Origin of the sequence: Bartonella sp. AA89HNZF (assembly GCF_042196905.1) — a bacterium.
Classification (GTDB): domain Bacteria; phylum Pseudomonadota; class Alphaproteobacteria; order Rhizobiales; family Rhizobiaceae; genus Bartonella.
The window spans coordinates 1-671 of record NZ_JBHIRD010000116.1 but is presented as its reverse complement, the minus strand read 5'-3'; the positions used below and the strand labels follow the sequence as shown (position 1 = coordinate 671).

Below are 671 nucleotides of genomic sequence, written 5' to 3'. Positions count from 1 at the left end.
CATTGATGAAATTTTCCTAAATCAACATCAAGATTATCAACATCAAACGCCTGATGAAACTGAAGATGCTGATAAACAACCTGAATCTGCGGATCAAAAACAACACCTTTATACCCTGTTGCAAACGTTCTACCGCTCGTTAAAGAACCGCTAAACTGTTTACCCTTTAACGCCACAACCTTGCCCCGTGAAAGGGTCAAAACATCACCCTTAAAAAGACCATACGATACCACCCCATCTATATAAAAACCCCTATCATGCTGCAAACTCCCATAGGCAGCAACAGACCATTTATTAAATGCACTTTTTTTGCTTTGTTCAACATCCTGAGGGTGTAGAGAAAGATTTCCATAGTTCCCCAAAACTCCAAAGAATGTACGACCATATAAACTCTCAATCTCGTTTAACAAAACACCTGCTTCAAGTGCATTATAATCGAGCTCAGCACCATAGCCATATTCAAAAGCAGATAAATTGGAAGCATAATGATGGCTCCCCCCATAAGCACGCAGAAAAAAGGCTGTCTTTTCATTCTCTTTCCAAGAAGAAAGAAAAGCATTCCGCATTATCTCCAACGTCTTATTTTGCGTGATCATATCCACTAAACCAGCATGAAATAAGGCATTTGGCAAAAGAAGATAAGTTGGAACCTGTGGAACAACAGCTCTAAT

1 protein-coding gene is annotated in these 671 nt (G+C 39.5%); it reads right to left on the bottom strand.

Going from position 1 to position 671, the window contains the following annotated elements:
- The coding region (locus tag ACFIN0_RS10010) for an autotransporter outer membrane beta-barrel domain-containing protein (RefSeq protein WP_375702482.1) at nt 1-671 on the bottom strand (671 nt) is incomplete at both ends.